A 5,554-nucleotide genomic window follows, 5' to 3' on the forward strand; every position below is an offset into this window, starting at 1 on the left:
TCACCTGGGCCGACGAGGTGCTGCACGCCGCCGCCGCGCTCGACGCAGGCGCGGCCGACCTGCGCGGGGATCCCCTGGCCAGCGCGTCCGTCGCGGTGTCGAACACGGTCTCGGAGTGGCTGTTCCCCAAGTGGGCGGCGACGGTCCGACGTCAGAACCCACAGGCGAAGATCTCCGCGATCCCAGGCAACTCCGAGCAGGTTCTCGACGCCGTGCAGTCCGATCGCGTCGACCTCGGTTTCGTCGAGGGCCCAACGATCCCGCGCACGGTGTCCTCGCTGGATGTCGCCAGCGACGAGCTCGTCGTGGTCGTCCCGCCCGAGCACGCGTGGGCCTCGCTCGACGAAACGACCCCGGCGCCGGTCTCCGCGGAGACGTTGGGGATGACGCCGCTGGTCATGCGCGAGCAGGGCTCCGGAACCCGGACGACCTTCGAGGCGGCGCTCGCGGCCATCGGTATCGACGTCGTCCCGCCGCTCATGGAGTTCGGCTCGACCGCCGCGGTCCGCGAGGCCGTATTCGCTGCAGACGCACCCGCGGTGTTGTCCTCGCTTGCGGTGCAGCGCGACCTCGCCGACCGGCGACTCGTCCGCGTCCCCGTCTCCGGGGTGTCGTTCCCCCGCACGCTGCGGGCGGTGTGGAATCCGCGGCGCCGCCCACGCGGGCTCGCCGCCGATCTCCTCGCCGCGGCCGTCGCCTTCGGCTCCCGGTAGGAAGTCGGCCCCAAAGAACGCGCGGCAACGATGCCCGTTACCAACCAGCCGCAGAACCGTGACCCGTTCCCACGTAGCGCGGGCGACTTCGAGGGACGATAACCCTTATGAGCATGCCGGGCACCCCGCTCGGCCCTGAACCCGAGGAGCTCACATGTCTAGAACGGTCAGCAAGGTTCGCGCAGCTACCGCGGTTTCCGCGGCGGCGCTCCTGTCCACGATCGCCTTCGCCCCCGCGGCCGGCGCACAGTCCGTAGAGGATCCTTTCGGCGATATCACCGGTTCGCTCGGCGGCCCGGTGCCCTGTGATATCGATCCCGCGCAGGTCGCCGCCGATACGCCCGGCCCCCTACCCGACGACCCCGACGCCAAATGGACTGTCGGTGAGCACAACGATCTCGGCAGCAACGTCGGTTACCTGTTCCTCGAGACCGAGGGCGGCACCGGCTCGTCGCCGACTAAGGTCCTGCTGTACCACCACTGCGAGCTCACCGGCACGCAGACCGGCGACAACAATGTGCGCCGCGTCCTCGGCTCCAGTTCGCAGTTCCACGTGTCCGTCGGCACGATGCGCGAGCCGGCCGAAGATGAGTCGAACGCCGAAACCGGCTTCGACTACACCGTCTACGTGTGGAACCCCGTCGCCAACGGCATGACGGGCATCGACGTTCCATTCGGCCTGGAGGTCTAGCCCGGCCCCACCGCGGTGTCTCCGCGGCCCCGGCACGACAAGCGCCCGCAGCGAGGTTGTTCCTCGCTGCGGGCGCTGTGCTTTACCCACCTATGACGGCGGACGCGCCGCTCCGCCAATGGCGGCCGGTCGCTCACGCTTCTTCGAACGCCAGGTCCTCGATCTTCCTAGGACTGCGGAACGTTCCGCACTGCCGAGGGAGATCGAGCGGAAAGCTCACCCCGCCAGATCGTTGGCGAGCCGCGCTGAGAAGCATGCCAATTTCGATGCCTCGATGAAGCGGCTCTGTGAATTCAACTTCCCTCGTCGGGTTGACCGCGCTTTCCACAGGTAGAAGGTCAGCGGCCTCGACAGAGCCATCACCAGAATGTACGAAGAGGTTTGTGTAAACACCTGTCCTTGCAGCCTGGGCGATCACCACATCGCCGTCCGCAGCTCGGGCGTCAAGGAGTTCCACCATCGTGATGTCGGCGACCTGACGCTCGACTCGGACATGCTCATAGCCGCGTCCGACACCGATCAGTAGCTGATCTAGTGGAGTGCGAAGCCGGGGGCTACGCACCTCACCCGCAAGAGGCCGTGAAACGGGGCACCTAGCCGAACAATTGTCAGGCGATCTCGGCCTGGCCCTCGCAAGTCGAGTACGGCGCCGAGCTCATGGGGACAGGATTGACGCTGCCAATGATGATCAGCGGGAATAGCACGGACAGCGGGAATCCCTCTGCGCTTCCCTCGACTCGCCACGTCACCGTGCCGACACCGGTCGGGACGTCGAAGTCGGCGAACGGGGCGTCGCCGCCGAACGGCCCGAACGGCACCTCGCCGGTCTCGTTCGTCGTCGTGTTCGTCCAGTGGAAGGTCCCCGAGGTGTTGGTGAACCACGATCCGCCCTCGATAGACACCGCGGCCACTCCGGATTCGCCTTCCTTGGTGGCGACCTGCACGTCAACGCTCGTGGCGATCGAGCCGAGCGACGGGTCGAGCCCGACACACTGCCCGCCGGCGACCGCGGAACCGAGGTCTCCGGAGCCGACGGAGGCGAGGCCACCGCCAGCCAGCGCGGCAACGGAGCCGGGGAACATCTCCGCGGAGTTCACGGCGCCTTCAAGCGAGTTCGGGTCGATGGATCCGGTCGGCTGCGCGGAGGCAGTCGCGGGAATAGAAAGGACGAGTGCGCCTGCGCCGAGGAGGGCGATACCGCGGGTGGCTGAAGAAGGTCTCATGGGTACTCCTTGACGAGGTTCCGGGTTATGCCCTGGGTGCCGCTAGGCGATGTCCGCCGCTCCGGTGCAGGTGGATACCGGGGTGGTGATGACGGGCCCTTCACCGAAGATGCTGACTGCCGACAGCGGCACGGAGATGGAGAACGGCACGGCTTCCTGGTGGGCGTCTGCGTGCCATGTCACACGGCCGGCGCCTGTGGGGATGTCGTGATACTCGAATGCCGCGTCGGCGATCAGGGGACCGAAGTCCACTGCGCCCGTAGCGCCGGTGGTCTCGTTGGTCCAGTGCAGTGTGCCCACCGTGCCGCTGACAATGCCGCCGAGGAATTCGGTGGCCGCGACGCCCGGCTCACCTTCCTTCGATTCCATCGTGATCTGCAGCGAGTTCGCCGCGATCGATCCGAGCGCAGGGTCGATGGCGACGCAATTACCACCCGCGACCTGCGTCGCGAGGTCGGACGAGCCTGCCAGTGCGAGCGAGCCGCCTACGGTGTTCATCGACATGACGGCCGGGAATTCCGCGGGCCCGAGCGATGCCGGGTCGATGGACCCTCGGTCTTGGGCGGAGGCCGTGGCAGGCACCGCAAAGAGGAGTGCACCGGCGCCGACGAGCGCCAATCCGCGAGTGAGGGTCGAGGGTCGCATTGGGTGTCCTTCCACCGGGGACATGACGTACATCACCGTCACACAAAACTTTGCTTCACTTAATTAACGGCGTCAACAGCTCATTAGTATTGACTACCGAGGCGTTACTTCGGCGTGGCCGAAGCGATGCCTGCGCCGGCGACGCAAGCTCAGACAGCGTCAACAAATTCCCGGAAAGTAATTGCCGACCATTCCCCGACCCCCGCGCAATTCCAAGTCCCTCACCCGATTACGGGCGGTTCTCAACATTCGCACAGCAGCAGCGGGAACAATGGCGATCATGAAGCCTGCCACCCCTGCCCTACTTCTCGGTCCGATGCTGCGCTACGTCGACGAGACCCGCGCTACCGTGTGGATCGAAACCTCCGAGCCATGCAATGCGACCGTGAGAGTGGACGACAAGGAGTTCAGCGAGCGAACGTGGGAGGTCTTCGGCCACCACTACGCACTCATCCAGATCGAGGGTCTGCCGCAAGGCGAGACTCTTCCCTACAAGCTCGATATCGACGGCGCCCAGGTCTGGCCGGAGCAGGGCGGCCGCGACAGCGTCATCCGCACCCTCCGGGAGAACACGGCCGTGCGGCTGTCCTTCGGTTCGTGCCGTCGTGGCGAGAAGCAGTCGCCGCGCATGCTGCGCGAGATCGGCGCCGACGCGCTCGTCGCGCTCGCCAACCAGATGTCCGACACCCCGCATTCGCTGTGGCCGGACGCGATGCTGCTGCTTGGCGACCAGATCTACGCAGACATCCCCAGCGAGGACATCGCCACCCGCCTCGCCAAGCGCCGCAAGGCCGGCCAGGGCCCGAAGGCCGTGCGCGAGTCGAAGGGGTCGGGCGGCGACCGCGACGTCTCCGAGGAGATCTGCGACTTCGAGGAATACTCGTGGCTCTATCACGAGTCGTGGTCGGATCCGGACGTGCGCTGGCTATTGTCCACGGTCCCGAGCTGCATGATCCTCGACGACCACGACCTGCGCGACGACTGGAACTCCTCCCGCTTCTGGCGCGCGGAGATGACCGCACAGCCATGGTGGGAAGACCGGGTCGCCGGCGCGTTCTCCAGCTATTTCGTCTACCAGCACCTCGGCAACCTCTCCCCCGACGAGCTCGCCGAAGAACCCACCTATCAGCAGCTGCGCACCCGCACCGAGCCCGAAACCCGCGAGCGCCTGCTCACCGAATTCTCGGTCGAGGCGGACGCCGACCCGGCCACATCCACGTGGAGTTACCACCGCGATTTCGGCCGCGTCCGGGTGCTCATGCTCGACGTGCGCGCCTCGCGCCACCTGCATCAGGGCGACCGCCTCGTCATGGACCACAGCGAGTGGGACTGGGTCCGGCAGATGAGCCTCGACGCCGACGTCGACCATCTCCTCTTCGGCTCCTCGCTGCCGGCGTTCATGGTGCCGGCACTGCATCACATCGAGGGCTGGAACGAGGCGACGGTCGAGCTCCTCGACAAGCACCCGCAGCAGTCCAAGTTCGCCGAGTGGATGCGCCGCACCGTGGATCTCGAGCACTGGGCGGCATTCCGGAAGTCCTTCGATAATTTCGTCGAGCTGCTCACCGACCTCGCCAAGGGCGCCGGCGGCACGACGCCGTCATCCATTCTGGTGTTGGGTGGCGACGTGCACTGCTCCTACCTGGAGGAGGTGTAGCTCACCGATCCGTCGGTCGCGCAGTCGCCGACGCAGGTGCATCAGCTCGTCATGTCGCCGTACCGCAATCCGCTCAACCTGCCGATCCGAGTGGTCAATCAGGTGGCTCGGCTGCGGCCGATCGTCGCTCTCATGCGGCTGCTGTCGCGCTCGCGCGGCGTTGTCGAACCGCCGGTGCGCTGGGGCGTGTCGGATGGGATTTGGTTCGGCAATGGGGTCATGACTCTCGTGCTTGAGGGTCGCCATGCCCATGTCGAGGTCGACCACGCGCGGGTCGTATGGCCACTGCGCGGGCTCGGCCGTTTTCTCACGCGACTGCCATTCGCGATGCCGCGCAGCAAGGGCCGCACGTCTGACGACGGAGATGCGAAGACCGCCCCGCGGCAGATTCTCCGCCGGACCCTGAACAAGAAGCTCGCGGGGTAGCGCAGCGCCCAGCTTGGGCGAAATAGCCGATCGCCGGTCCTTGCGCGCACCACTTCGGTGCACACAAGAACCGGCGATCACAGGAGGAAAGCTAGGGGTGCTGGTCCCCTTACCTCCGTTGAACTATGCCGGGAGCAGAGCGGCGAGCTCCGGCGGAAGCTGAATCATGCCGTTCTGGATGGCCCATGCGCCGCCGCCG

7 protein-coding genes are annotated in these 5,554 nt (G+C 66.5%); 5 read left to right on the top strand and 2 right to left on the bottom strand.

Annotated elements, in window-relative coordinates; translation table 11 throughout:
• The 3 genes from K8V11_RS14565 to K8V11_RS14575 form a co-directional block, all read left to right on the top strand.
• Positions 1–713: LysR substrate-binding domain-containing protein (locus tag K8V11_RS14565; RefSeq protein ID WP_303915877.1), on the top strand; the 713-nt coding region annotated here is incomplete at its 5' end.
• Positions 714–867: 154 nt separating this feature from the next.
• Positions 868–1,404 carry a hypothetical protein gene (locus tag K8V11_RS14570; RefSeq protein ID WP_303915880.1) on the top strand — a complete coding sequence of 179 codons (537 nt, stop codon included), beginning with the start codon at positions 868–870 and terminating at the stop codon, positions 1,402–1,404.
• Between the two features lie 358 nt (positions 1,405–1,762).
• Positions 1,763–1,930, top strand: a complete 168-nt coding sequence (locus K8V11_RS14575; RefSeq protein WP_303915895.1) for a hypothetical protein — start codon at positions 1,763–1,765, stop codon at positions 1,928–1,930.
• 82 nt (positions 1,931–2,012) lie between these two features.
• Here K8V11_RS14575 and K8V11_RS14580 read toward each other — a convergent pair whose 3' ends face one another.
• Both K8V11_RS14580 and K8V11_RS14585 read right to left on the bottom strand, forming a co-directional pair.
• Positions 2,013–2,627 carry a hypothetical protein gene (locus K8V11_RS14580; protein WP_303915883.1) on the bottom strand — a complete coding sequence of 205 codons (615 nt, stop codon included), beginning with the start codon at positions 2,625–2,627 and terminating at the stop codon, positions 2,013–2,015.
• Positions 2,628–2,669: 42 nt separating this feature from the next.
• Entirely contained in the window at positions 2,670–3,272 is a 603-nt protein-coding gene (locus tag K8V11_RS14585) for a hypothetical protein (protein WP_303915886.1), read from the bottom strand.
• A 280-nt stretch (positions 3,273–3,552) separates the two neighbouring features.
• Here K8V11_RS14585 and K8V11_RS14590 point away from each other — a divergent pair, with 280 nt between their 5' ends.
• A complete protein-coding gene (locus K8V11_RS14590; RefSeq protein ID WP_303915890.1) occupies positions 3,553–4,929 on the top strand; it encodes an alkaline phosphatase D family protein in 1,377 nt (458 codons plus the stop codon).
• A gap of 51 nt (positions 4,930–4,980) precedes the next feature.
• The gene (locus K8V11_RS14595; RefSeq protein ID WP_303915892.1) at positions 4,981–5,355 is read left to right on the top strand and encodes a hypothetical protein; all 375 of its coding nucleotides are present in this window, start codon (positions 4,981–4,983) and stop codon (positions 5,353–5,355) included.
• Positions 5,356–5,554: the final 199 nt, after the last annotated feature.

Origin of the sequence: Dietzia timorensis, from assembly GCF_020742175.1 — a bacterium.
GTDB lineage: Bacteria > Actinomycetota > Actinomycetes > Mycobacteriales > Mycobacteriaceae > Dietzia > Dietzia timorensis_A.

What these genes read in the sequence shown, in the direction of transcription:
- K8V11_RS14585 (WP_303915886.1), bottom strand. Translation starts at nt 3,272, where the DNA reads ATGCGACCCTCGACCCTCACTCGCGGATTGGCGCTCGTCGGCGCCGGT.
- K8V11_RS14595 (WP_303915892.1), top strand. Translation starts at nt 4,981, where the DNA reads ATGTCGCCGTACCGCAATCCGCTCAACCTGCCGATCCGAGTGGTCAAT.
- K8V11_RS14580 (WP_303915883.1), bottom strand. Translation starts at nt 2,627, where the DNA reads ATGAGACCTTCTTCAGCCACCCGCGGTATCGCCCTCCTCGGCGCAGGC.
- K8V11_RS14590 (WP_303915890.1), top strand. Translation starts at nt 3,553, where the DNA reads ATGAAGCCTGCCACCCCTGCCCTACTTCTCGGTCCGATGCTGCGCTAC.
- K8V11_RS14570 (WP_303915880.1), top strand. Translation starts at nt 868, where the DNA reads ATGTCTAGAACGGTCAGCAAGGTTCGCGCAGCTACCGCGGTTTCCGCG.